This is a genomic window from Streptomyces spinosus (assembly GCF_020400655.1).
GTDB classification, from domain to species: domain Bacteria; phylum Actinomycetota; class Actinomycetes; order Streptomycetales; family Streptomycetaceae; genus Streptomyces; species Streptomyces argyrophylli.
The window spans coordinates 370,968-395,549 of the sequence record NZ_JAINRC010000005.1; the positions used below are offsets into that span (position 1 = coordinate 370,968).

Genomic DNA, 24,582 nt, shown 5'->3' on the forward strand with positions numbered 1-24,582 from the left:
CTCACAGGTCCCCCGCGATCGTGTTCCGCTCGCTCGGCTGCACGTACACCAGTCCGTCGCCCTCGAAGCGGATCTGGAAGGCCTCGCCGCCGCCCTCCCCGAGGAGCGTGCGGAACGTCACACCGGACTGGAAGCTCTGCCGGACGTTGCCCTGGTGGGCCACGTAGGCGCCCGGGTCGACGATCAGCGGGTACTGCGGACCGACCCGGAGCACGACCGCCGGCCCGTCCGAGACGATCGCCGCCTGGCCGTGGCCCTCCACGGTCGTCGTGAACAGGCCGTTGCCCTGTGAGGCCCCGCGCAGCCCCGTGAACGTCGTGCCCGTTCTGAGCCCCGCGTCCGTGGCCAGCAGGTTGCCCGCCTCGACGTAGAGCTTGTCGCCTTGGAGGCTCACCAGGTTGATCTCCGACGCGCGGTCCGCGAACCAGCAGGTCCCGTGCCCCTTCACCTCCATCACCGTCATCTGCTCACCGGTGAGCCGCCGGGTCACCATCCCGCGCAGCCCCTCGCCGCCACCGCTCAGCTTCTTGAAGGTCATCTGCCCGTCGTACGCGACCATCGAGCCGTTCTTCGCCTTCACGGCGTCCCCGGTCATGTCGACAGCGAGGACCTTGCTCCCCTGGAGCCGGAACATCGCCACGTTGTGAAAGTAGCGGCCGGGCGGGTGGACGGAACAGGGCCCATGGGTGGAGACCCACCCTGAGCGGACCCCTACGGGCGCGGTTTGCCACAATGGGGGAACGCTTGTGCGTGCGTTCACAAACGACTCTCCCACCGAAGGTGACCCGTGGACATCAAGACAGCCACCGCCCTCCGCCGTCTCCGGCTGGTCTCGGCCCCGGAGGCCGTGTCCTTCCTGATCCTGCTGCTCTGCTCGGTGCTGAAGCGGACCACGGACTTCAACGCGGTCCCCGTGATGGGCGCGGTCCACGGCGTCCTCTTCATCCTCTACGTGATCTTCTGGGCGGACGCCTGGAACCGCGCCAAGTGGCCGCTGAGGACGGCGGCCCTCTACTTCGTCCTCTCGGTGCTGCCGACCGGAGGCTTCTTCGCCGAGCGCAAGCTGCGCCGCGAGGCCGAGGACGCCGTCATCGCCGCCCGTGCCCGCAAGGAAGGGGTCGTGAACGCATGATCGTCGCCTTCTCCGTGACGCCCCTCGGCGTCGGTGAGGACGTGGGGGAGTATGTCGCCGACGCCGTGCGCGTGGTCCGCGAGTCGGGCCTGCCCAACCGCACCGACGCCATGTTCACCTCGGTCGAGGGCGAGTGGGACGAGGTCATGGACGTCGTGAAGCGGGCCGTGGCCGCCGTCGAGGCGCGTGCCCCGCGCGTCTCGCTCGTGCTCAAGGCCGACATCCGCCCCGGAGTGACCGACGGCCTCACGTCCAAGGTGGAGACCGTCGAACGGCACCTCGCCCGGTAGCCGTACCCGTCGTCGGAACCCCGGTCCCCAGGGCCGGGGTTTTGTCGTACCCCCTCTTTGAGCGGTCGCTCAAAAGGGTGTACGTTCGGCGCCAGATGATTTGAGCGGTCGCTCAAACTCCGTGCTCACGTGGGGGAACACATGGGTCTCTACAGAGAGACGCACATCCGCGCCGACCTCGACGAACTGTGGGCCCGCACCCAGGACCCCGCCTGCCACCAACGCTGGGACCTGCGCTTCACCGAGATCGAGTACCTCCCGCGCGCGGAGGGCGGACCGCAGCGCTTCCGGTACGCCACGCGCGTGCTGCCGTTCCTCACCGTCTCCGGCACCGGCGTGGCCGCCGGCGAGAGGGAACGCCCCGACGGCACCCGCACCTCCGCCCTGCGCTTCTCCTCACCCCACCCGCTCTCCCCGATCACCGAGGGCAGCGGCTACTGGCGCTACGTCCCCGACGCCCACGGCGTGCGCTTCCTCACCGGCTACGACTACCGCCCCCGCTGGGGAACCCCCGGCGCCCTCGCCGACCGCCTGCTGTTCCGTCCGCTCATGGGCTGGGCCACCGCCTGGTCCTTCGACCGGCTCAGGCTCTGGCTGGAGCGGGGCATCACCCCCGAGCGGGCGCTGTACCGCTGGCTGGCGGAACTGACGGTCCGGACGCTCCTCCTCGCCCTGTGCCTGACCGGACTGGGACGGGGCTCGCTGCCCGGCCCGGCCGGCCCCCTCGCCGACTCGCTGGCCTTCCTCTGCCCGCTCCTGCTCCTCCTCGGCGTCTGTCTGGCACTGTTCAAGGCGCCGCTCGCCGGCACCCCGGCCGCCCGCCGCTGCCTGCGCGCCCCCGCCACCCGGACCCGCGCGCCCCGGCTCCTGCGCACCCTGGAGAAGCACGGATGACCTCGATCTTCCAGGCCGCCATGGGGCCGGAGTTCCAGCGCCTCCACCCCGCCCTGCGGCGCCGCTTCTCGGTGGGCCTGGCCGGCGGCGAGGCCTGCACCGGCCGGGGCGTGATGGACCGGATCTGGCACGGACCGGCCTTCGTGAAACCGTTCCTCGCCCTGGGCGCCACCCGGAACATCCTGGTGCCGAGGGCCGGCCGGAACGTCCCCTTCGTGATCGAGAACGTGCCGTACCGGGACACCTTCGGGCGTGAGACGGTGAGCTTCGTGCGCACCTTCCACCTGCCCGGCCGCGCCCGCCGCTTCGACGCCCAGATGGTGCTCGGCCCGCGGGGCGACCGTGTCCTCGACTACCTCGGCACCCACCAGCACCTCGCGACCGACCTGCACTTCCACGCCGAGCCCGACGGCTCCCTGCTCATCCGCTCCGGCGCCCACCGGTTCCGGGAGGGCCCGGTGGACGTCCGCGTCCCCGAACTCGTCGGCGCCACGGCCGAGGTGCGCGAGTCGTACGACGAGACCGCCGGCCGCTTCCACGTCCGCGTCCGCGTGGTGAACCGCTGGTTCGGCCCGCTCTTCGGCTACGAGGGCTCCTTCACGGCGTCGTACACCGACGTCCGCGCCCGTGGCGTACGGCCCGGACTGCGCCCGGTGCGGGAGGAGGCGCGCGCGTGAGCCCGGAGACCGCGAAGGCGCAGGAGACCAAGGCGAAGCTGCTCGAGGGCGCGCTGCGCACGCTCACCGAGCAGGGCATCGCCAAGACGTCGGCCCGCACGGTGGCGGCGGCGGCCGGGGTCAACCAGGCACTTGTCTTCTACCACTTCGGATCGGTGGACGAACTGCTCGCCGCGGCCTGCCGGTACGGCGCGGAGAAGGCCGTGGCCCGGTACCGCGAGCGCCTCGCCGCGGTGGACTCGCTCTCCGAGCTCCTCGCCGTGGGCCGCGAGATCCATGAGCACGAGCGGGCCGGCGGCCATGTGGCCCTCCTCGGCCAGCTGCTGGCGGGCGCCCCGACGCACGCGGCACTGGGCCCGGCGACGGCCGACGGGCTGCGGCTGTGGATCACCGAGATCGAGCAGGTGCTCCGCCGCGTGCTGGCGACGACCCCGTTCGGCGAGTTCGCCGACCCGGCGGGTCTGGCGCGGGCGGTCGCCGCGTCGTTCGTCGGCATCGAACTGTACGAGGGAGTGGACGAGGCCGGGGCGCACGCGGCGCTGGACGCCCTGGAACAGCTGGGCGCGCTGGTGGCCGCGGTGGAGTCCCTGGGCCCGGTCGCCCAGCGGGCCGTCCGGCACCATCTGCGGCGGCGGGGACGCGGCTGACGGCCCGGACGGTGGGGGCCGCGCGGGCGGGTGCGGGCGCGTGGAGGCCCGCCGTACCCCCGGGTCCGCCGCGCCGCGAGGGGGGTCCGGCACGCGCTCGTGAGCGGCCGGCGACCGAAAGGCGAGACGGAGCTGACCGGCATATGACCGGCCGGTAGGGTCTGATGACGTGCCGAAGCCTCTCAGCCTCCCGTTCGACCCCATCGCCCGCGCCGACGAACTCTGGAAGCAGCGGTGGGGCAAGGTGCCGTCCATGGCCGCGATCACGTCGATCATGCGGGCCCAGCAGATCCTGCTCTCCGAGGTGGACGCGGTGGTCAAGCCGTACGGCCTGACGTTCGCCCGGTACGAGGCGCTGGTGCTGCTCACCTTCTCCAAGGCCGGCGAGCTGCCGATGTCCAAGATCGGTGAGCGGCTGATGGTGCACCCCACGTCCGTGACGAACACGGTGGACCGGCTGGTGCGGTCCGGGCTGGTCGCCAAGCGGCCCAACCCCAACGACGGGCGCGGCACGCTGGCCGTCATCACCGACAAGGGGCGTGAGGTGGTCGACGCGGCCACCCGCGACCTGATGGCCATGGACTTCGGGCTCGGGGCGTACGACGCCGAGGAGTGCCAGGAGATCTTCGCGCTGCTGCGCCCGCTGCGGATCGCGGCACACGACTTCGAGGAGCGGTGACCCGGGGCAAGATCTCCCGGAACGGGTGGTTACGCTCGCTCCATGAAAAAAAGCGTGCTGACCCGCTACCGCGTCATGGCCTACACCACCGGCGTGCTGCTGGTGCTGCTCTGCCTGAGCATGATCGCGAAGTACGGGCTGGACGTCGACGGTGCCGCCGACTTCACCCGGGTCGTCGCCATCGCCCACGGCTGGCTGTACGTCGTCTACCTGATCGTCGCGTTCGACCTGGGCTCCAAGGCCAAGATGCCGGTCGGCCGCCAGCTCTGGGTGCTGCTGGCGGGGACGATCCCGACGGCCGCGTTCTTCGTCGAGCGGAAGATCAGCCGCGAGCTGGAGTCCCGGGTCGCCGACGAGGCCCCGGCCGTCGCCAAGGCGTAGCGGGTACCGCCGTACGGACGCCGTACGGCGGTCTGCCATCGACATTTACTAGGACGTCCAAGTAAATTCGAAGGCATGGACGCTCACGCCATCGAGGAGGGCCGCCGACGCTGGCAGGCCCGCTACGACGCCGCGCGCAAGCGCGACGCGGACTTCACCACGCTCTCCGGCGACCCCGTGGAGCCGGTGTACGGGCCCCGACCGGGCGACACGTACGAGGGATTCGAGCGGATCGGCTGGCCCGGGGAGTACCCCTTCACGCGCGGGCTCCATCCGACCGGTTACCGCGGCCGCACCTGGACGATCCGGCAGTTCGCCGGGTTCGGCAACGCCGAGCAGACCAACGAGCGGTACAAGATGATCCTCGCCGCCGGCGGCGGGGGCCTGTCCGTCGCCTTCGACATGCCGACGCTCATGGGGCGGGACTCCGACGACCCCCGCTCCCTCGGCGAGGTCGGGCACTGCGGGGTCGCCATCGACTCGGCCGCCGACATGGAGGTGCTGTTCAAGGACATCCCGCTCGGGGATGTCACGACCTCGATGACCATCAGCGGGCCCGCCGTACCCGTCTTCTGCATGTACCTGGTCGCCGCCGAGCGGCAGGGCGTCGATCCGGCGGTGCTCAACGGCACCCTGCAGACCGACATCTTCAAGGAGTACATCGCCCAGAAGGAGTGGCTGTTCCAGCCCGAGCCGCACCTGCGGCTGATCGGCGACCTGATGGAGCACTGCGCGGCGGGCATCCCGGCGTACAAGCCGCTGTCCGTCTCCGGGTACCACATCCGGGAGGCCGGGGCCACGGCGGCGCAGGAGCTGGCGTACACGCTGGCGGACGGGTTCGGGTACGTCGAGCTGGGCCTCAGCCGCGGTCTCGACGTCGACGTCTTCGCGCCCGGCCTGTCCTTCTTCTTCGACGCGCACGTCGACTTCTTCGAGGAGATCGCCAAGTTCCGGGCGGCCCGCCGGATCTGGGCGCGCTGGATGCGGGACGTGTACGGCGCGAAGTCCGACAAGGCGCAGTGGCTGCGGTTCCACACGCAGACCGCGGGTGTCTCGCTGACCGCGCAGCAGCCGTACAACAACGTGGTCCGTACGGCGGTGGAGGCGCTGGCGGCCGTGCTCGGCGGGACCAACTCGCTGCACACCAACGCGCTCGACGAGACCCTCGCCCTGCCCTCCGAGCAGGCCGCCGAGATCGCGCTGCGCACGCAGCAGGTGCTGATGGAGGAGACCGGGGTCGCCAACGTCGCCGATCCGCTGGGCGGGTCCTGGTACGTCGAGCAGCTGACGGACCGCATCGAGGCGGACGCGGAGAAGATCTTCGAGCAGATCAAGGAGCGGGGACTGCGGGCTCACCCGGACGGGCGACACCCGATCGGGCCCATCACGTCCGGCATCCTGCGCGGGATCGAGGACGGGTGGTTCACCGGGGAGATCGCGGAGTCCGCCTTCCGGTACCAGCAGGCGCTGGAGAAGGGGGACAAGAAGGTCGTCGGCGTCAACGTCCACACCGGGTCCGTCACCGGGGACCTGGAGATCCTGCGGGTCAGCCATGAGGTGGAGCGGGAGCAGGTGCGGGTGCTCGCCGAGCGGAAGGCGGCGCGGGACGAGGCGGCCGTGCGGGGGGCGTTGGACGCGATGCTCGCCGCGGCCCGGTCCGGGGCCAACATGATCGAGCCGATGCTTCAGGCCGTGCGGGCCGAGGCGACGCTGGGCGAGATCTGCGGGGTGCTGCGGGACGAGTGGGGGGTGTACACGGAGCCGGCCGGCTTCTAGGCGCCGTCGGCCCGTGCCGGCCCCCGCCAAGGGGCTCAGCCCCCTTGGCGGGGGCCGCCCTATGCCCGTCCACCACCCGCCTCGGCCGGCGGGGAAGGGGCCGTCGTCCCGTGCCCGGCCGGCCGGGAGGGGGCCGTTGCCGCCTGCCCGGCCGGCTGGGCGGTGAGGCCCAGCAGCAGCAGCCGGGTGAAGCTGCGGACCCACTCCTCGTCCGCGGGTTTGCCGCTGACCAGGGTGCGGTGGACCACCGCGCCCGCGACCACGTCGAAGATGAGGTCGAGGGTGCGGGCGGACTCGCCGGGGTCCGGTTCCGGGGGAAGCTCGCCGCGGCGCTGGGCCCGGGCGCGGCCCGCCAGGACCAGCCGCATCTGGCGGTCCACGATGGAGGCGCGGATGCGTTCGCGCAGGGCGTCGTCGCGGGTGGCCTCGGCGACCACCGCCATCAGGCCGCTCTTGGCCTCCGGACGGGCCAGGATGGCCGCGAACTGCAGGACGACGCCCTCGATGTCGGCGGCGAGGCTGCCGCGGTCGGGGAGTTGCAGTTCGTCGAAGAGTTCCGCCACCGCGTCCACGACCAGCTCGTTCTTGCCGGCCCAGCGGCGGTAGAGCGTCGTCTTCGCAACCCCGGCCCGCGTGGCGACGTCCCCCAGGGTGAGTTTCGACCAGCCGAGTTCGACCAGAGCCTCCCGGGTCGCGGCCAGGATCGCGGCGTCCGCCGCGGCGCTGCGCGGGCGTCCGGTACGGCTGGCGGGAGTGCGGCTCTGCATGCCCCCGACCATAACCGGCGGGATCTGTGCGGTCGTGAGGGAGATCACCGGGGTGTGGTGTCGCGCGGTGCCCTCATGGCATTACGCTACGGGTCGTAGCGAAAGCTCGCGAGGGACGTACGCGGGCGACGACCACCAGGCGTGGGGTGGGGACCCGGCGCCGAACATCGTTTTTTTCATCAGGCGCGGGATCGGGGGAGGATAGACGCATGCAGCCACGGAACATGTCCATGAGCGGTGTCGTCGACCTCGCCGCGGTGAAGGCGGCCCAGGAGGCCAAGGCCAAGGCGGAGCAGGCGCGCGCCGAAGCGGCCCGGCACGGCGGTACGGGTGCCGTCTCCCCGGCCGATCTCGTCATCGACGTCGATGAGGCGGGCTTCGAGCGTGACGTCCTGCAGCGCTCCGCCGAAGTCCCGGTCGTCATCGACTTCTGGGCCGAGTGGTGTCAGCCCTGCAAGCAGCTGAGCCCGGTCCTGGAGCGGCTGGCCGTCGAGTACAACGGGCGCTTCCTCCTCGCCAAGATCGACGTCGACGCCAACCAGATGCTGATGCAGCAGTTCGGGGTCCAGGGCATCCCGGCCGTGTTCGCCGTCGTGGCGGGCCAGGCGCTGCCGCTCTTCCAGGGGGTGGCCGCCGAGCAGCAGATCCGGGAGACCCTCGACCAGCTGGTGGCCGTCGCGGAGCAGCGCTTCGGTCTGACCGGTCTGACCGTCGACCCGGACGCGGAGCCGGGCGGCGCCCCGCGGGCCGAGGCGGCCGAGGGGCCGTACGACGCCGCGCTGAACGCCGCCGCGCGGGCGCTGGACGCCGGCGACCTGGGCGGGGCCGTCCAGGCGTACAAGAACGTGCTGGCCGACGACCCGGCGCACCCGGAGGCCAAACTGGGCCTGGCACAGGCCGAGTTGCTCCAGCGGGTACAGGGCATGGACCCGCAGAAGGTGCGTCAGGAGGCCGCACAGAAGCCGAAGGACGCCCAGGCGCAGATCGCCGCCGCCGACCTGGACCTGGTGGGCGGGCACGTCGAGGACGCCTTCGGGCGGCTCATCGAGACCGTGCAGCGCACGGCGGGTGACGACCGCGAGGCGGTACGCCTGCGGTTGCTGGAGCTGTTCGAGGTCGTGGGCCAGGAGGACCCGCGCGTGGTGGGCGCCCGCAGGGCCCTTGCGCGCGCCCTGTTCTGACCAGTCGCTAAACGCCACGGCATGTGATGCCGGGGTGAAAGGTTCGCCGACGACGCGTCACGGTGGCCGCACTTTGCCAAATCTTGGTAATGGCGGCCACTGTTACTCCGAGTAAATCGAGGCCGTTGGTCTGTCTGGATTCGTCCAGGGATCAACGGCTTTGCTCTGCCCTTCGGTGACACCCAGCGTCGCGGTTCGAGACCGGTCGGTCGTCCTCCGGTTATCCCGCCGTTACTAGCCAGTAACGAACCCCCTTGTGTCAGGGCCGAGAATGCACCACGATCGGCGACGCTCGGTCCATTCCCGTACCCCGGCAGCCGGTCGGGTCACCGGGAGACTCTGGGTCCCCACCGAGCAGAGCCGGCGGCAGTGGCGCCGGGTCTAGGGCAGGGGGGTCTTCGCCGGCCGGCGAAGCCTGTCCAGCAGGGTTGTGCGTGATGCGTGTCAGGCGCGACCAGTGGTTGTCGCTCGGGGGTGATCGCCGGTGATTCGGGCGCGGTTCGCGCCGCCGAGCGCGGGCGCTCTCCTTCCCGAGGACGTAGCACTTCTCCCATCCCTGCCCGGCTGAGCCGCTCATTCGGGGGCGAGTCCGGGCCAGGAGATGTACGTCCGAGAAGGAGGAAATATGGAGTCCCAGGTGCGTGGCGGGACCAGATGGAAGCGGTTCGCTGTGGTCATGGTGCCCAGCGTGGCCGCCACGGCGTGTATAGGTGTCGCCCTCGCGCAGGGTGCTCTGGCCGCCTCGTTCAGCGTGTCCGGCCAGTCGTTCAAGGTGTCCGCCGACGAGCTCGTCGGCACCGGCTTCTCGCAGTACGGCGCCATCGACAGCGGTTACACGCTGGACGGCAAGAAGACGGCGCACCCGGTGGCCGTCTCGGCGTTCAAGCACGCCGAGATCACCAACCTGTGCCAGTCCGTGGTCACGCCCGACGTGCCGATCTTCGGCAACGTCAGCCTGATCCTGCGGGCCGGCGGCGCGGGCGCCGAGAAGGTCCAGGCCGACAACATCTACATCGACGTCGCCGACCTGAACGCCGACGCCACGTTCGAGAACATCGACATCGGTGTGGCCGCCAAGGACGCCTCCAAGGGTCCGGGCATGAAGGGCGGCGCCGAGCAGGCCAACCCGTACGGGTTCGCCCAGCAGGCCGACAAGGCCACGCTGTCCGGCGTGAAGCAGACGGCGTGGGCGACCACCGCCGGAACCTTCAAGCTCAGCGGCCTGAAGATGTCGCTGTCGACGGGTGTCAAGGAGTGCTACTAAGCACTCGCTGACGGGCGGGGGAGCCGATGGCGCCCCCGCCCGTCCACACTCCGGCCGCGTCGTCACACGCGGCACACATCACCACCACAGCAACGCCGCACCAGGGAGCTGTTTTCCATGAGCGCCGAGACTCCTGCCGCCGCACCCGGCCAGTTCACCCGCCGGAGGCTGCAGTTCCGCGCCTGGCGGGGCACGCGGCCGTTCTGGGCCGGACTGTTCGTCATGCTCGGCGGCTTTCCGATCATGTACTTCCCGTACGCCCACCTGCAGCTCGGGCACCTGACGCTGGCCATGGCGACCACCGCGGGAGCCGGGTCCCTGATCATCGGTGTGCTGCTCATCGTCCTGGGCGTCAGCCTCTGGTTCCAGAAGCACGTACGGACCTTCGCGGGCGTCGCCGCGATCCTGCTGGCGCTGGTGTCCATCCCCGTGTCCAACTTCGGCGGCTTCGTCGTCGGCTTCCTGCTCGCCCTGGTCGGCGGAGCGCTGGCCGTGGCGTGGGCGCCGGGCGCGCCGCCGCAGGAGCAGCCGCCGGCCGAGGCCACCCCGGACGAGGGCGGTGCCCCCGGCACGGTCCCGCTGCCGCACCAGGGCACGGACCCGGCGGCCGGCACGGCCCCGGCCGGGCCGTACAAGGCGCCGTGGGAGAACGACCTGTCAGGAACGAGCCCGGCCAACGGGGCGAACGGGAGGCACAGTGCCGGCTGACGAGGTGACCCGCGGGACCGACGTGGACGGGTCCCGCGCGAGAACCGGGCCCCGCCACGCGGCCCCCAGAAAGCCGCTGTTCACCAGGTTCCACATGCCGGCCGGCAAGGCGATAGCCTCGGTGGCCATGCCCACGGCGGTGCTCATGGGCATGGGCCTCACCTCCACCCTCGCCCTCGCCGACAACAACGGCGGCCCGTCCCCGTCGACGTCGGCGAAGAGCCTGACGGCCGACGAGTACAAGGACTGCGTGAAGGCGCTGGACGACGGCTCCAAGGACCCCTCGGCCACGCCGTCGCCGTCCGCGTCCCAGAGCACGACGGCCGCGCCGTCGCCGTCGCAGACCACCGGGAGCGGGAAGACACAGGACTCGGGCGGCACCTCTTCGTCGGATTCAGGTTCCGGCGACGAGGACACGCCCGCTCCGACCGCGACCTCGGGGTCCTCCGACTCCGGCTCGGGCTCCGGTTCCTCGGACTCCGGTTCCGGCTCGTCGGGTTCCGGCTCGTCGGGTTCCGGCTCGTCGGGTTCGGGCTCGTCGGATTCGGGCTCGTCGGGTTCCGGGTCCTCGGGCTCGGACTCCGGTTCGGGTTCGGGTTCGGGTTCGGGCGGTGACACGACCACCGGAGGCGCGGCCCCCCAGACCGGGAGCGCCGGCGGGAACGTCCTCGACACCATCGGCGACACGCTCGGTGACCTGCTCACCGGCGGCAAGGACTCCGGCACGACGTCGCAGACGCCGGCCCCGGCACCGTCCGCGTCCCAGTCCGCCACGCAGACCCCGGACACCCCGTCCACGGACACCTCGTCCGGCGGGAGCACGGAGTCGGGCGGCGGCACGGAGTCCGGCGGTACCTCCGGCACCGTCGAGGACACGGTGAAGAAGGCCACGGACACGGCCGAGGACACCGCCGACGGCACCACCGGCACGGTCTCCAGGACGGCCGGGGACGCCGCGAAGACGGCCGGTGACGCGACGGGTTCGGCCACGCCGAGCCCGTCCGCGAGCGAGTCAGCCTCCGCCGACGACTGCCCGGTGGCCACCGACGACGAGGGCGGCGTCGACAACAAGGTGCCGGTGGCGAACGACCCCTGGTACCTGAACGCCAGCTCCCTGCTCCTCAAGGGCGCCGACTACCAGGGCATCGTCGAGGTGAAGACGGCGGGCGGCACCACCAAGAAGGTGCTGAAGTACGTCATCTCCGGCGGCACCGACATCGGCGACCTGCACCAGACGGTGAAGGACGCGCAGGCGAACAAGACGTACCACGTCCAGGCCGCCAAGGGTTCGACGTCCACCATCACCGGCGGCGACACGGTGATGTACACCGAGAGCATCTCGGGCAACCTGTTCGGGCTGATCCCTGTGACCTTCAGCCCCGACAGCCCGCCCCCGCTGAACATCCCGCTGATCTACTTCACCAACGTCAAGGTGACCCAGGCGGCGCAGTTCGGCGGCAACCTGCACGTGCCGGGCATGCACGTGTACACGACCGACTGAGCGGTCGTACAAGCCGGTCCGGGAGCCGCACGACACCGAGGGCGCCCCCCGTCGCGGGGGGCGCCCTCGGTGCCTCACAAGACCCTTGCGGGACGGGTCACTTGCTCTGGGTGCCCAGGTGGTGGACGCGGAGCATGTTGGTGGTGCCGGGGACCCCGGGGGGCGAGCCGGCGGTGATGATGAGGGTGTCGCCTCGCTCGAAGCGGCTGAGCCGGTCGACCTCCTGGTCCACCAGGTCGACCATCTCGTCGGTGGTGTTCACGAACGGCACGACGTGCGACTCCACGCCCCAGCTCAGGGTGAGCTGGTTGCGGGTGCCCTCGTCCGTGGTGAAGGCGATGATCGGCTGGATCGCGCGGTAGCGGGAGAGCCGGCGCGCGGTGTCACCGGACTGCGTGAAGGCGACCAGGCCCTTGGCGCCGAGGAAGTCGGCGATCTCGGCGGCGGCACGGGCCACCGAACCGCCCTGCGTACGCGGCTTCTTGCCGGGGACGAGGGGCTGCAGGCCCTTGGAGAGCAGCTCCTGCTCGGCCGCCACGACGATCTTCGACATGGTCTTGACCGTCTCGACCGGGTACGCGCCCACGCTGGACTCGGCCGACAGCATGACCGCGTCGGCGCCGTCCAGGATCGCGTTGGCGACGTCGGAGGCCTCGGCGCGGGTCGGACGCGAGTTGGTGATCATCGACTCCATCATCTGGGTCGCGACGATCACCGGCTTGGCGTTGCGCCGGCACAGCTCGATCAGGCGCTTCTGCACCATGGGGACCTTCTCGAGCGGGTACTCGACGGCGAGGTCGCCACGGGCGACCATCACGCCGTCGAACGCCATCACGACGTCCTCCATGTTCTCCACCGCCTGCGGCTTCTCCACCTTGGCGATGACGGGGACGCGGCGCCCCTCCTCGTCCATGACGCGGTGGACGTCGTGGATGTCCTTGGCGTCCCGGACGAAGGACAGCGCGACCAGGTCGCAGCCCATGCGGAGGGCGAAGCGCAGGTCCTCGACGTCCTTCTCGCTCAGCGCGGGCACGTTGACGGCCGTGCCGGGCAGGTTGATGCCCTTGTGGTCGGAGACGACACCGCCCTCGATGACGATCGTCCTCACCCGCGGGCCCTCGACGTCCAGGACCTTCAGCTCGACGTTGCCGTCGTTGATCAGGACCTGGTCGCCGCGCGAGACGTCGCCCGGCAGGCCCTTGTACGTCGTACCGCAGATGTGCTTGTCACCCGGCACGTCCTCGGTCGTGATGACGAACTCGTCACCGCGCTCCAGCTCGACCGGGCCCTCGGCGAAGGTCTCCAGGCGGATCTTCGGGCCCTGCAGGTCGGCGAGGACGCCGATGGGACGGCCGGTCTCCTTGGAGGCGGCCCGGACGCGGTCGTACCGCGCCTGGTGCTCGGCGTGGGTGCCGTGGCTGAAGTTGAACCGGGCCACGTTCATGCCCGCCTCGATCATGGCGACGAGCATCTCGTGGGAGTCGACCGCGGGGCCGAGAGTACAGACGATTTTCGAACGGCGCATGGGGCGATCCTATCGGTTTGTTTCGCTACGGAATATTCCGTCTGGCGGAAGATACAAATGAGTGCCACACCGCTCAGGTGCTATTCAGTTGTTCTTTCCGACCAGTGCGTAGGTCTGTGTCGCGATCTCCAGTTCTTCATCCGTCGGCACCACCGCGACCGCCACCCGGGCGGACTCCGGCGAAATCAGCCGTGGTCCGCCGCCGCGCACGGCGTTGCGCTCCGGGTCGACCGCCAGGCCCATGCCCTCCAGGCCCGCGACCGCCGCCTCCCGCACCGGTGCCGCGTTCTCGCCGACCCCGGCGGTGAAGGCCACCGCGTCCACCGTGCCGAGCACGGCGTAATAGGCGCCGATGTACTTCTTGATCCGGTGAATGTAAATGTCGAAGGCGAGCGCGGCCTCTTCGTCGCCCTCGTCGATCCGGCGGCGGATCTCCCGCATGTCGTTGTCCCCGCACAGACCGAACAGACCGCTCCTCTTGTTGAGAAGAGTGTCGATCTCGTCCATGGACATATCCCCAACCCGGGCCAAATGGAAGATGACGGCCGGATCCAGGTCACCGGAGCGCGTACCCATCACGAGCCCCTCCAGGGGAGTCAGCCCCATGGAGGTGTCCACGCACCGGCCCTTCTCGACCGCGGAGGCGGACGCGCCGTTGCCCAGGTGCAGCACGATCACGTTGACCTCGGACGGGTCCTTGCCCAGCAGCCGCGCGGTCCGACGCGAGACGTACGCGTGCGAGGTGCCGTGGAAGCCGTAGCGGCGGATGCGGTGGCGGTCGGCGATCTTCGGGTCGATCGCGTAGCGCGCCGCCGGCTCCGGCATCGTCGTGTGGAACGCGGTGTCGAAGACGGCGACCTGGGGCAGGTCCGGTCGGAGCGCCCGCGCGGTGCGGATGCCGGTGAGGTTGGCCGGGTTGTGCAGCGGGGCGACCGGGATCAGCCGCTCGATCTCGGTGAGCACCTCGTCGTCGACGACGGTGGGCTCGGTGAAGAACATCCCGCCGTGCACCACCCGGTGGCCGATCGCGGCCAGCTCGGGGGAGTCCAGGCCCAGGCCGTCGCGGGCCAGCTCCTCGGCGACCGCCTTCAGGGCGGCGTCGTGGTCGGCGATCGGTCCGGTGCGCTCGCGGTTGCCGCCGCCGGTGCGGGTGTGCTCGACGCGGGAGGTCTGCTCGCCGATGCGCTCGACCAGGCCCACCGCGAGCCGGCTGCTGTCCCGCATGTCCAGCAGCTGGTACTTCAGCGACGAGGAACCGGAGTTGAAGACGAGGACACGGGTGGGGGAGGTCACTGCTGGGACGCTTTCTCGCTGGGGTTCCGGGCGGGGCCCTGGGCCTGGATCGCCGTGATGGCGACGGTGTTCACGATGTCCTGGACGAGCGCGCCCCGGGACAGGTCGTTGACCGGCTTGCGCAGGCCCTGGAGCACCGGGCCGACGGCGATCGCGCCGGCCGAGCGCTGCACGGCCTTGTAGGTGTTGTTGCCGGTGTTGAGGTCAGGGAAGATCAGCACGCTGGCCTGCCCGGCGACCTCGGAGCCGGGCAGCTTGGTGGCGGCGACGGACGGCTCGACGGCCGCGTCGTACTGGATCGGGCCCTCGATCTTCAGGTCGGCGCGGCGTGAGCGGGCCAGTTCGGTGGCCTCGCGCACCTTGTCGACGTCGGCGCCCGACCCGGAGGTACCCGTGGAGTACGACAGCATCGCGATCCGCGGCTCCACGCCGAACCGCGCGGCCGTCGTCGCCGACTGGATGGCGATGTCCGCGAGCTGTTCGGCGTCCGGGTCCGGGTTGACCGCGCAGTCGCCGTAGACGAGCACCTTGTCGGCCAGGCACATGAAGAACACGGACGAGACGATCGACGCCTCCGGGTCGGTCTTGATGATCTCGAAGGCCGGCCGGATGGTGGCCGCCGTGGAGTGCACCGAGCCCGACACCATCCCGTCGGCCAGACCCTCCTGGACCATCAGGGTGCCGAAGTAGTTGACGTCGGAGACGACGTCGTAGGCCAGCTCGACCGTGACGCCCTTGTGGGCGCGCAGGGCCGCGTACTTCCCGGCGAAGGAGTCGCGCAGCTCGGAGGTGGCCGGGTCGATCAGCTGGGTGTCGCCGAGGTCGATGCCGAGGTCGGCGGCCTTCTTGCGGATCTGGTCGACCGGGCCGAGCAGGGTCAGGTCGCACACGCCCCGGCGCAGCAGCACCTCGGCGGCGTGCAGCACCCGCTCCTCGGTGCCCTCCGGCAGCACGACCCGCCGCTTGTCGGAGCGGGCCTGCTCCAGCAGCTTGTGCTCGAACATCATCGGGGTGACCCGGTCGCTGCTCGGCGCCGAGACCCGGCGGGCCAGGCCGGTGGTGTCGGCGTACCGCTCGAACAGGCCGAGCGCGGTCTCCGCCTTGCGCGGGGTGGCCGCGTTCAGCTTGCCCTCCAGGGAGAACAGCCGCTCGGCGGTGGGAAAGCTGTTGCCGGACACCGAGAGCACCGGGGTGCCGGGGGCGAGGCGGGCGGCGAGGGTGAGGATCTCGTCGCTCGGCACCTCGTCCAGGGTGAGCAGCACACCGGCTATCGGCGGGGTGCCGGCGCTGTGCGCGGCGAGCGAGCCGATGACCAGGTCGGCGCGGTCGCCCGGGGTGATGACCAGACAGCCGGGGGTCAGGGCGCCGAGGAGGTTCGGCAGCATCGCGCCGCCGAAGACGAAGCCCAGCGCGTCCCGGGCGAGCCCGGAGTCGTCACCGAGGAGCACCTTCGCGCCGAGCGCCTGCGCGATCTGCGCGACCGTCGGGGCGGACAGGGCGGGCTCGTCGGGGATCACGTACGTCGGCACCGGCAGCCGGTCCGCGAGCCGCTCGGCGATCTCGTCGCGGTCCTCGCGGGTCACCCGGTTGGCGACCATGGCGAGCACGTCGCAGCCGAGGCCGTCGTAGGCGCGGTAGGCGTTGCGGGTCTCGGCCAGCACGGACTCGGCGGACTGCCCGCGGCCCCCGACCACCGGGATGACCGAGGCGCCGAACTCGTTGGCGAGCCGGGCGTTCAGCGACAGCTCGTCCGGAAGCTGGGTGTCGGCGTAGTCGGTGCCGAGGACGAGGACCACGTCGTAGTCCCGGGCCACCAGGTGGAAGCGGTCGACCAGGGCGGAGACCAGCTCGTCGGTGCCCTGCTCGGCCTGGAGCGCGGACGCGCGGTGGTAGTCCATGCCGTAGACGGTCGCGGGGTCCTGCGCGAGGCGGTAGCGGGCCCGCAGTAGCTCGAACAGGCGATCCGGGCCGTCGTGGACGAGCGGCCGGAACACGCCCACCCGGTCGACCTGCCGGGTCAGGAGTTCCATGACCCCCAGCTCCACCACCTGGCGTCCGTCACCGCGGTCGATCCCGGTCACGTACACGCTGCGCGTCACGTGTCCACTCCGTTCCTCGTGTCGCCTTCATCGCCTCTGTGGCATAAAAATCGCTCACCGAGGTGAGCAGAACCCTCTTGACAATACCCCTGTCGACGGATAAGGCGCCCGTCAGGATCTCATTGGCCCGGTGGACGTGAAAGAATCGACAGCGGCTCACCGGCACACGACAGCGAGCAGGAGACACAGCACGATGCGCATCGGAGTTCTCACCGCAGGCGGCGACTGCCCCGGCCTGAACGCCGTGATCCGGTCGGTCGTGCACCGCGCGGTGGCGCAGTACGGCGACGAGGTCATCGGCTTCGAGGACGGCTACCGGGGTCTGCTCGACCGTCACTACCGCACCCTCGACCTGGACGCGGTCAGCGGCATCCTGGCCCGCGGCGGCACCATCCTCGGCTCCTCGCGGCTGGAGCGCGACCGGCTGCGCGAGGCGTGCGAGGGCGCCGCCGACATGGTCGAGGAGTTCGGCATCGACGCGCTGATCCCGATCGGCGGCGAGGGCACCCTGACGGCCGCCCGGATGCTCTCCGACGCCGGTCTGCCGGTCGTCGGCGTGCCCAAGACCATCGACAACGACATCTCCTCCACCGACCGCACCTTCGGCTTCGACACGGCCGTCGGCGTGGCGACGGAGGCCATGGACCGCCTCAAGACCACCGCCGAATCCCACCAGCGGGTGATGGTCGTGGAGGTCATGGGCCGGCACGCCGGCTGGATCGCCCTGGAGTCCGGCATGGCCGCCGGCGCCCACGGCATCTGCCTGCCCGAGCGCCCCTTCGACCCCGCCGATCTGGTCAAGATGGTCGAGGAGCGGTTCGCCCGCGGCAAGAAGTTCGCCGTCATCTGCGTCGCCGAGGGCGCCCACCCCATGGACGGCACCATGGACTACGGCAAGGGCGACATCGACCAGTACGGCCACGAGCGCTTCCAGGGCATCGGCACCGCGCTGGCGTACGAGCTGGAGCGGCGCCTGGGCAAGGAGGCCAAGCCGGTCATCCTCGGTCACGTCCAGCGCGGCGGTGTCCCCACCGCGTACGACCGCGTCCTCGCCACCCGCTTCGGCTGGCACGCCGTCGAGGCCGCCCACCGGGGCGAGTTTGGCAAGATGACCGCGCTGCGCGGCACCGACATCGTGATGGTGCCGCTGGCGGAGGCCGTCACCGAGCTGAAGACGGTGCCCAAGGACCGGATGGACGAGGCCGAGTCGGTCTTCTAGGCGGTCTGCTTCTCCACCGCCGTCCAGAAGGTGTCCACGATCCGTTCGAGGTACTCCTGGCCGGACTCCCCGGCGCCGGTGCCGCCGCCACCCCAGGTGAGGGTGGCGGCCATGTGCCCCTGGTAGTCCTGGTGCAGTTCCCGGAGCACCGCTTCGAGGACGCCGGTGCCGACCGGGGCCAGCTTCCGCACCGGCCGCACGTAGGCCTGCCAGCGGGTGGTCACCGCGCTGCGCAGCAGGCCGGCGAGCCGGGCCTCGCGGCCGGTGACGGCGAGGAAGTCGGGCAGGGCGAGGTCGAGGGCCCGGGCGAGCGCGGCCGACTGGCGGCCGTTGCCCCGCCACTGCCCGCTCTCCTCCATGCGCAGGTACGAGCGCACGTCCATGCCCACGGCACGGGCGACGTCCTCGGGCGCGACGGCACGGGCGATGCGATGCTCCGCCAGGGTCCGCGGACGGCCGAGGAGTTCGCCCGGAGAGCACCACAGCACGCCCGCGAGGGCGGTCAGTTCGGCATGGCCCGGGGTGCCGGCACCGCGTTCCCAGGCGATCACCAGATCGGGTGTGACATGCGGCAGCCCGTACAGGGCCCACATGTCGTGGGCGACGTGCTCGGGGCCCATGCCGAGCGCGGCGCGCAGCCGGCGGGCCGCCGGGGCGTCGAACGGAGGAGCTGAGGGTTGGTGCACCCGGCACAAGCTAGGGGCGCGCCGACGGGATGGCTACGGTGAGTTCCGCCAGGACCACGGATTGTCGGAACGTACAGTTCCGGCCGATCGGCACGCAGCGGACGCGACCCCCCTTGCGGTTCACCCCTTGACCGCGCCGCCGAGCGCGAACCCGCCGCCCAGCCGCCGTGCCACCAGGACGTACAGGAGGATCACCGGCGTCGAGTAGAGCACCGAGAACGCGGCGAGCTGGCCGTACGCCACCATGCCCCGGTTGCCGAAGAAGTCGTTGATGCTCACGGAGGCCGGCATCTGATCCGGGGTGAGCAGCAGCATGAACGGGACGAAGAAGTTCCCCCACATCATCACGAACGAGAACACGGTCACGACGGCGACCCCCGGCCCCATCAGCGGCAGCACGATCCGGACGAGGGACTGCGCCGCCGAGGCCCCGTCGGTCCAGGCCGCCTCCTCCAGCTCCGTCGGCACGCCGTCCATGAAGTTCTTCATCAGCCAGATGGCGAAGGGCAGTTGGGAGGCGGCGAAGAAGAGGATCGTGCCCTGGAGGGTGTCGATGAGGTTCACCCGCACGAACAGGGCGTACACGGGCACCATGACCGCCGTGATCGGCAGGCTCGTCGCGAACAGGATCGTCAGCAGGAACGGCCGGTTCAGCCGGGACCGGAAGCGGGACAGCGGATACGCGGCGAGGGCGGCGCAGCCGACGGTCAGCGCCGTGGCGCCCCCGCACAGGATCAGGCTGTTGAGCAGCGGGGTGTAGGTGATGCCCGGGGTCAGGACGGCGTCGAAGTTGGCCAGGGTGAGACCGTCGGGGATCTTGACCCGCAGGCCGGCGTGCGGGTCCACGGCGGACAGCAGCACCCAGGCGAGGGGCAGCGCGAAGGCGGCGGCCACCGCCAGCAGCGAGACGTCGGCGGCGATCCGCCGCGAGACGCGGTTACGGGCCATCAGACCTCCGTCCGCAGCAGCCGCAGATAGACGACGGAGAACAGGGAGCCGACGACCAGCAGGAGCAGGGCGACCGCCGTGCCGTAGCCGATCATGCTGTTCTGGAAGGCCTGTTCGTACATGAACAGCGGCAGCGTCTGGCTCCGGTCGCCGGGCCCGCCCCGGGTCATCACCCAGATCAGCCCGAAGACGGAGAGCGTCTGGAGGGTGTTGAGCATGAGGTTGGTGCCGATGGAGCGCCGGATCATGGGCAGCGTGATGTGCCACAGCCGCCGCCAGCCGCCGGCCCCGTCCACCTCGGCGGCCTCCGTGATCTCGGCGGGGATCTCGTCCAGGGCGGCGGAGTACACCAGCATCGAGAACGCCGTCCCGCGCCAGACGTTGGCGAAGGACACCGCGAGGATCGGCAGCGTGAACAGCCAGTTCTGGCGGGGCAGGTGCAGCCAGTCCAGGATCGCGTTGAGAGTGCCCTCGCGCCGGAAGAAGGCGTAGAGCAGGAACCCGGCGACGACCTCCGGCAGCACCCACGCGGTGACCACGACCCCGCCGGTGAGGGTGCGCACGGGCTTGGACGCGCGTTTCATCAGCGCGGCCAGGGCCAGTCCGAGCGTGTTCTGCCCGACGAGCGAGGACAGCACCGTGAACACCAGGGTGAGCCGGACGGCGTTCAGGAACGCGTCGTCCCGGAACGCCCGGCGGAAGTTGGCGAAGCCGACGAAGGAGGAGTGGGCCTGGCCGGTCAGCTGGAGGTCGGTGAAGGCGATCCAGACGCAGTAGGCGATCGGCCCGGCGAGGAACAGCAGCAGCAGGACCAGGGCGGGGGCGACCGGGAGCGCCCGGACGGCCGGGTTGCGGCGCCTCACCTGCGGACCACTTGGCCGCCGGTGACGTCCTCGACCGTGGCGTCGTACGCGCTCGCCGCCTTCTCCACGGACAGGTCACCGGTCGTGACCGCCTCCATGGCCTCCTGCACGGCGGTCGACACCTTCGGGTACGCCGGGTACGCGGGCCGGTAGTGGGTGCTCGCGACGAGATCGGTGAAGAACTTGATACCGGGCTGGGCGCCGGCGTACTTCGGATCGGCGGCGACGTCCTTGCGCACGGCGATCCCGGAGTTGGCGATGTACCACTTGCGGGCGTTGTCCTTCGTCTGCATCGTCCGGACGAAGTCGAAGGCGAGGTCCGGGTTGGCGGCCTTGGCCGGGATGGACCAGGTCCAGCCGCCGGACATGCTCACCTTGCCGGGCGCCTGCCCGGCCTGCGTCGGCATGGCGGCGAGTCCCAGCTGCTTCGACCAGTCCGGCCACTCGTGCCCGCTGCCCGGCAGCCAGGCCTGCGGCAGCCAGGAGCCGTCGAGGGCGATGCCGATCCGGCCCTGGGGGAGCAGTTCGCCGTTGACGGTGGTGTTGAAGTTCGGGTCGAGGGCGTCGGAGACGTCGGGGCCGAGCTTGTCCTTGTAGACCGTCTCCACGAAGCGGAGGGAGTCCCTGAAGGCCCGCGACCCCGTGATCCACTTCTTGCTGCCGCTGTCGTACAGCGGGTCCTGTGTGCCGTCGCCCGTGCCGTACAGGAGCATCTCGAAGCCCTGCATGGTGGCCCGTTCACCGGCCGGCTTGCCGGTGTAGACGTTGAGCGGGATCACGCCGGGGACCTTGCGCTTGATGGTCCGGGCGGCGGTGAGCACGTCGTCCCAGGTCTTCGGCTGCCAGTCCGGCGGCAGCCCGGCCCTGCCGAACACCCGCTTGTCGAACCAGAGCCCGCGGGTGTCGGTCCCGTCCGGGACGCCGTACGTCTTCCCGTCCTGCCCCTTGGCCGCCGCCTTCGCGGTGCCGATGAACTGTCCCCAGTCCGGCCACTTGGCGAGGTAGGAGTCGAGCGGCTTCAGGTAGCCGCTGGTGATGTCGGAGTTGATGAGGAAGGTGTCCTCGTAGACCAGGTCCGGAGCGGTCCTCGGCGAGCGCAGCATCTGCTGGAGCTTGGTGTAGTACTCCGAGTCCGGAGCCTTGATCGGCACGAACTCGACCTTCTTGCCGGGGTACTCGTGCTCGAACTGCTTCTTGATCCCGGCGAGGTAGGTGTCCATCACCTTGACCGAGTTGTCGGTGGACTGCTTGTACGACACCTTGAGCGTGTCCGGGCTGCTGCCGGAGCCGCTGCCGCAGGCGCTGAGGGCGGTGGCGGCGAGAGCGGCGGTGAGGAGGAGGGGGAGGCGGCGGGAGCGGGCGGCGGTGGGACGCACGGGCATGACCTCCTGAGCACACGTGGGGGTGGCGCGGAGATGACTGCCGTGTGAAGGTAAGAGGAGTGGTCTAGTCAGGTCAATGTGTCTGCGCGGGATTGATCCCCGGCGGGTTGCGGGGCGGACCCCGGCAGCCCGGGTGCGCTCGCGCACAGGAGACGGCCGGAGCCCGCGCCCACCACTTCCGGGCCGCCGACGCCCGCACCCGCGCCGACGCCCCCGAACGAGCCGCCCGGGTCCGCGCCTACGCCCTCACCGCCCCTGGGACACCCACCGGTACACCAGCTCCGGCCGTCCCACCTGCCCGTACAGCGGACTCCGGCCGGCCCGTCCCGCGTCCACCAGGTGCTCCAGGTAACGGCGCGCGGTGATGCGGGAGATGCCCACCGCCTCGGCGACCCCGGCCGCCGTCAGGCCCTGCGCGGCCGACTCCCGCAGCGCGGACGTCACCCGTTCCAGCGTCGGCCCGCTCAGGCCCTTCGGCAGGGCCGCCGGTGTCGGGGCGCGCAGGGCCGCCAGGGCGCGGTCGACCTCGTCCTGGCCGCTCGCCTCGCCCACCGCCGCGTGGAACTCGGCGTAGCGCACCAGCCGGTCCCTCAGCGTCGCGAAAGTGAAGGGCTTCAGGACGTACTGGACCACCCCGAGCGAGACGCCCTCCCGCACCACCGCCAGGTCCCGCGCCGAGGTCACCGCTATGACGTCCGCGTGGTGCCCGGCCGCCCGCAGGGACCGGGCCAGTTGCAGGCCGTGGACGTCGGGGAGGTGCAGGTCCAGCAGCAGCAGGTCGACCGGCGTGCGGTCCAGCAGGCGCCGTGCCTCCGCCCCCGTGTGCGCCTTCCCGACCGCGACGAACCCCGGCACCCGGCCGACGTACATCACGTGCGCGTCGGCGGCCACCGGGTCGTCCTCGACGACGAGGACGCGGATGGGCTGCTGCTCGTCCGTCATGCGGCGCCGCCCGTGGCCGCGCGCAACGGCAACCGCACCTCGAACACCGCTCCGCCCTCCTCCGCCTCGGCCACGGTCAGCGTGCCGTCGTGGCGGTTGACCGCCTGCCGTACCAGGGCCAGCCCGAGTCCCCGTCCGCCGGGTTCGGCCGGCTTCGTGGAGAACCCCCGCTGGAACACCAGGTCGGCGTGGGCGGGGTCGACCCCCGGGCCGGTGTCCGACACCCGGAGCACCACTTCGGCGGCCGTAGCGTACGCCGTCACGGTCACCCGGGCCCGCACGCCGCCCTGCGCCGCGTCCACGGCGTTGTCGATCAGGTTGCCCAGGATGGTGACCAGGTCGCGGGCGGACAGGCTGTCCGGGAGCAGGCCGTCGTCCAGGCGGCTGTCCGGTGACACCACGAGTTCCACGCCCCGCTCGTTCGCCTGCGCGGTCTTGCCGAGCAGCAGCGCGGCCAGCACCGGCTCGCCGACCGCCGCCACCACCTGGTCGGTCAGGGCCTGCGCCAGTTCCAGCTCGGCCGTGGCGAACTCCACAGCCTCCTCGGCCCGGCCCAGCTCGATCAGCGAGACGACCGTGTGCAGGCGGTTCGCGGCCTCGTGCGCCTGCGAGCGCAGTGCCTGGGTGAAGCCCCGCTCCGAGTCCAGCTCACCCATCAGCGACTGGAGTTCGGTGACGTCCCGGAGCGTGACGACCGTGCCCCGGTGTTCGCCGCCCGACACCGGGGACGTGTTGACGACCAGCACCCCGGACGCCGTCAGGTGCACCTCGTCCACCCGGGGCTGGGAGGACAGCAGGGCGCCCGTCAGCGGGGCGGGCAGTCCCAGGTCGGCCACCGAGCGGCCGACCACCTCCTCCTCGGGGCCGACGCCCAGCAGGTCCCGGCCGCCGTCGTTGATGAGCGCCACCCGGTACCGGCCGTCCAGCATCAGCAGCCCCTCGCGGACGGCGTGCAGCGCCGCCTGGTGGTAGTCGTGCATCCGGCTCAGCTCGGTGGCGTTCATGCCGTGGGTGTGGCGGCGCAGCCGGGCGTTGATCACGTACGTGCCGACCGCGCCCAGCAGCAGGGCCACGCCCGCCACCCCGAGCAGGGCCGTGACCTGGTCCTGGACCCGGGCGCTGATCGTCTCCACCTTGATGCCGGCGCTCACCAGGCCGACGATGCGGCCGTTGTCCGAGATGGGGGTCACCGCGCGGACGGACGCGCCGAGCGTGCCGGTGTAGGTCTCGGTGAAGGTGCGCCCGTGCTGGGCGGGGCCGATGTTGCCGAGGAAGCGTTTGCCGATCTCGTTCCAGTCGGGGTGGGTCCAGCGGATGCCGGACGGGTTCATGATCGTCACGAAGTCGACGTTGGCGTCCCGCATGACCTGGAGGGCGTACGGCTCCAGCCGGGCCGTGGGGTCGGGGGTGCGGATCGCCTCGCGGACCGAGGGGGAGTCGGCGATGGACCGGGCCACCGCCGTGGCCTGCCGGGCGGCGGCGTCCTCGGCCTGCCGCTGGTCGCTGACGTAGGTGAACAGCGCGTACCCGGCCACGACCACCGCTATCAGCACGGCCTGCATGGCGAACAGCTGGCCGGCCAGGCTCCGGGGCCGCGGGAGGGTGGGGAGGCGCATGCCAGCAGTGTGCCTCTCCGGTCGAGCGTGAACTAAATGAACGGAAGGGTGACCGCCCTCACAGGCCGGGAGATAGTCACGGCATTCCCCAGAAACGCCCGGACGTGAGCCG

At 71.1% G+C, this 24,582-nt stretch carries 24 protein-coding genes; 13 read left to right on the forward strand and 11 right to left on the reverse strand.

What is annotated here, in order from left to right; all coding sequences use genetic code 11:
• Window position 1: 1 nt before the first annotated feature.
• Window positions 2–634 carry an AIM24 family protein gene (locus tag LG395_RS12875; protein WP_225809461.1) on the reverse strand — a complete coding sequence of 211 codons (633 nt, stop codon included), beginning with the start codon at window positions 632–634 and terminating at the stop codon, window positions 2–4.
• Window positions 635–787: 153 nt separating this feature from the next.
• Here LG395_RS12875 and LG395_RS12880 point away from each other — a divergent pair, with 153 nt between their 5' ends.
• From LG395_RS12880 to icmA, 8 genes are all read left to right on the forward strand, one after another.
• Complete coding sequence (locus tag LG395_RS12880; RefSeq protein WP_225809430.1) at window positions 788–1,132, forward strand: DUF3817 domain-containing protein; 345 nt, start codon at window positions 788–790, stop codon at window positions 1,130–1,132.
• Window positions 1,129–1,422, forward strand: coding sequence for an MTH1187 family thiamine-binding protein (locus LG395_RS12885; RefSeq protein ID WP_171152740.1), 294 nt, complete (start codon window positions 1,129–1,131; stop codon window positions 1,420–1,422). The genes LG395_RS12880 and LG395_RS12885 overlap by 4 nt, the downstream gene beginning before the upstream one ends.
• A 141-nt stretch (window positions 1,423–1,563) precedes the next feature.
• On the forward strand, window positions 1,564–2,316 hold the full coding sequence (locus LG395_RS12890; protein WP_225809431.1) for a hypothetical protein: 753 nt from the start codon (window positions 1,564–1,566) through the stop codon (window positions 2,314–2,316).
• Complete coding sequence (locus LG395_RS12895; protein WP_171152736.1) at window positions 2,313–2,993, forward strand: DUF4166 domain-containing protein; 681 nt, start codon at window positions 2,313–2,315, stop codon at window positions 2,991–2,993. The genes LG395_RS12890 and LG395_RS12895 overlap by 4 nt, the downstream gene beginning before the upstream one ends.
• A complete protein-coding gene (locus LG395_RS12900; RefSeq protein WP_225809432.1) occupies window positions 2,990–3,640 on the forward strand; it encodes a TetR/AcrR family transcriptional regulator in 651 nt (216 codons plus the stop codon). Before LG395_RS12895 ends, LG395_RS12900 begins: the two co-directional genes overlap by 4 nt.
• 169 nt (window positions 3,641–3,809) lie before the next feature.
• Window positions 3,810–4,319 carry a MarR family winged helix-turn-helix transcriptional regulator gene (locus LG395_RS12905; RefSeq protein ID WP_171152733.1) on the forward strand — a complete coding sequence of 170 codons (510 nt, stop codon included), beginning with the start codon at window positions 3,810–3,812 and terminating at the stop codon, window positions 4,317–4,319.
• Window positions 4,320–4,361: 42 nt separating this feature from the next.
• The gene (locus tag LG395_RS12910; RefSeq protein WP_171152731.1) at window positions 4,362–4,700 is read left to right on the forward strand and encodes a DUF3817 domain-containing protein; all 339 of its coding nucleotides are present in this window, start codon (window positions 4,362–4,364) and stop codon (window positions 4,698–4,700) included.
• 75 nt (window positions 4,701–4,775) lie between these two features.
• Window positions 4,776–6,476: a coenzyme B12-dependent isobutyryl-CoA mutase large subunit gene (gene icmA, locus LG395_RS12915; protein WP_171152729.1), complete on the forward strand. Its 1,701-nt coding sequence runs from the start codon at window positions 4,776–4,778 to the stop codon at window positions 6,474–6,476.
• Window positions 6,477–6,535: 59 nt separating this feature from the next.
• Here the strand turns inward: icmA and LG395_RS12920 are convergent, their stop codons facing one another.
• Complete coding sequence (locus LG395_RS12920) at window positions 6,536–7,243, reverse strand: TetR/AcrR family transcriptional regulator (protein ID WP_225809433.1); 708 nt, start codon at window positions 7,241–7,243, stop codon at window positions 6,536–6,538.
• A 209-nt stretch (window positions 7,244–7,452) separates the two neighbouring features.
• Between LG395_RS12920 and LG395_RS12925 the strand changes: the two genes are divergently transcribed.
• From LG395_RS12925 to LG395_RS12940, 4 genes are all read left to right on the forward strand, one after another.
• Window positions 7,453–8,424 (forward strand): tetratricopeptide repeat protein, encoded by a 972-nt coding sequence (locus LG395_RS12925; RefSeq protein ID WP_225809434.1) that lies wholly within the window; start codon window positions 7,453–7,455, stop codon window positions 8,422–8,424.
• Between the two features lie 676 nt (window positions 8,425–9,100).
• Window positions 9,101–9,688, forward strand: coding sequence for a DUF6230 family protein (locus tag LG395_RS12930; RefSeq protein ID WP_225809435.1), 588 nt, complete (start codon window positions 9,101–9,103; stop codon window positions 9,686–9,688).
• Window positions 9,689–9,805: 117 nt separating this feature from the next.
• Window positions 9,806–10,396 carry a DUF6114 domain-containing protein gene (locus LG395_RS12935; protein ID WP_171152724.1) on the forward strand — a complete coding sequence of 197 codons (591 nt, stop codon included), beginning with the start codon at window positions 9,806–9,808 and terminating at the stop codon, window positions 10,394–10,396.
• A complete protein-coding gene (locus LG395_RS12940; protein WP_372463223.1) occupies window positions 10,386–11,897 on the forward strand; it encodes a hypothetical protein in 1,512 nt (503 codons plus the stop codon). Before LG395_RS12935 ends, LG395_RS12940 begins: the two co-directional genes overlap by 11 nt.
• Window positions 11,898–11,994: 97 nt before the next feature.
• On the opposite strand, the gene pyk is transcribed toward LG395_RS12940, so the two are convergent.
• The 3 genes from pyk to pta form a co-directional block, all read right to left on the reverse strand.
• Window positions 11,995–13,422: a pyruvate kinase gene (gene pyk / locus LG395_RS12945; protein ID WP_171152722.1), complete on the reverse strand. Its 1,428-nt coding sequence runs from the start codon at window positions 13,420–13,422 to the stop codon at window positions 11,995–11,997.
• Window positions 13,423–13,506: 84 nt separating this feature from the next.
• Window positions 13,507–14,715 carry an acetate kinase gene (locus LG395_RS12950; protein ID WP_225809437.1) on the reverse strand — a complete coding sequence of 403 codons (1,209 nt, stop codon included), beginning with the start codon at window positions 14,713–14,715 and terminating at the stop codon, window positions 13,507–13,509.
• On the reverse strand, window positions 14,712–16,814 hold the full coding sequence (gene pta, locus LG395_RS12955) for a phosphate acetyltransferase (protein ID WP_225809438.1): 2,103 nt from the start codon (window positions 16,812–16,814) through the stop codon (window positions 14,712–14,714). Before pta ends, LG395_RS12950 begins: the two co-directional genes overlap by 4 nt.
• Before the next feature lie 193 nt (window positions 16,815–17,007).
• On the opposite strand from pta, the gene LG395_RS12960 reads away from it, so the two are divergent.
• Entirely contained in the window at window positions 17,008–18,033 is a 1,026-nt protein-coding gene (locus LG395_RS12960; protein ID WP_171152717.1) for an ATP-dependent 6-phosphofructokinase, read from the forward strand.
• Here LG395_RS12960 and LG395_RS12965 read toward each other — a convergent pair.
• The 6 genes from LG395_RS12965 to LG395_RS12990 all read right to left on the reverse strand — a co-directional run bounded on the left by LG395_RS12965 (window position 18,030) and on the right by LG395_RS12990 (window position 24,470).
• A complete protein-coding gene (locus tag LG395_RS12965; protein ID WP_225809439.1) occupies window positions 18,030–18,719 on the reverse strand; it encodes an XRE family transcriptional regulator in 690 nt (229 codons plus the stop codon). The genes LG395_RS12960 and LG395_RS12965 overlap by 4 nt on opposite strands.
• Window positions 18,720–18,839: 120 nt before the next feature.
• On the reverse strand, window positions 18,840–19,667 hold the full coding sequence (locus LG395_RS12970) for a carbohydrate ABC transporter permease (protein WP_225809440.1): 828 nt from the start codon (window positions 19,665–19,667) through the stop codon (window positions 18,840–18,842).
• Window positions 19,667–20,530 carry a carbohydrate ABC transporter permease gene (locus LG395_RS12975; RefSeq protein ID WP_171152711.1) on the reverse strand — a complete coding sequence of 288 codons (864 nt, stop codon included), beginning with the start codon at window positions 20,528–20,530 and terminating at the stop codon, window positions 19,667–19,669. Before LG395_RS12975 ends, LG395_RS12970 begins: the two co-directional genes overlap by 1 nt.
• Window positions 20,527–21,912, reverse strand: a complete 1,386-nt coding sequence (locus LG395_RS12980) for an extracellular solute-binding protein (protein WP_171152709.1) — start codon at window positions 21,910–21,912, stop codon at window positions 20,527–20,529. The genes LG395_RS12975 and LG395_RS12980 overlap by 4 nt, the downstream gene beginning before the upstream one ends.
• Window positions 21,913–22,158: 246 nt before the next feature.
• Entirely contained in the window at window positions 22,159–22,854 is a 696-nt protein-coding gene (locus LG395_RS12985; RefSeq protein ID WP_171152697.1) for a response regulator, read from the reverse strand.
• A complete protein-coding gene (locus tag LG395_RS12990; RefSeq protein ID WP_225809441.1) occupies window positions 22,851–24,470 on the reverse strand; it encodes a sensor histidine kinase in 1,620 nt (539 codons plus the stop codon). Before LG395_RS12990 ends, LG395_RS12985 begins: the two co-directional genes overlap by 4 nt.
• Between the last annotated feature and the right edge of the window lie 112 nt (window positions 24,471–24,582).